Annotated in this window: 1 protein-coding gene; it reads right to left on the bottom strand. The window is 66.3% G+C overall.

Annotated elements, in window-relative coordinates:
* On the bottom strand, window positions 1-362 hold a 362-nt coding region (locus tag F0Q45_RS26965; RefSeq protein WP_149656697.1), incomplete at both ends, for an AMP-binding protein.

Genomic DNA, 362 nt, shown 5'->3' with positions numbered 1-362 from the left:
TCCTCGCGGGCGATCACCACCGACTGATCCACCCCAGGCAGTTGGGCCAGCGCCGCGGCCACCTCACCACACTCAACGCGGTACCCGCGGATCTTGACCTGCTGGTCGCTACGCCCCATATACCGTAACTGCCCATCGGCACCCCAAAACACCAGATCCCCAGTGCGATACATGCGGGCTCCCGCACCGCCGAACGGACACGCCACAAACCGCGACGCCGTCAACCCCGATCGGCGCCAATACCCAACGCCCACACCCGCACCCGCGATATACAACTCCCCGACCACACGCGCCGGCACCACCTGCAACCACTCATCCAACACAAACAGCGCCACCCCCGCCAGCGGCGAACCAATCGGCGG

Source organism: Mycobacterium simiae (genome assembly GCF_008370645.1).
Classification (GTDB): domain Bacteria; phylum Actinomycetota; class Actinomycetes; order Mycobacteriales; family Mycobacteriaceae; genus Mycobacterium; species Mycobacterium simiae_A.
The sequence above is the reverse complement of the archived record's forward strand: the minus strand, read 5'-3'. Positions and strand labels throughout refer to the sequence as shown.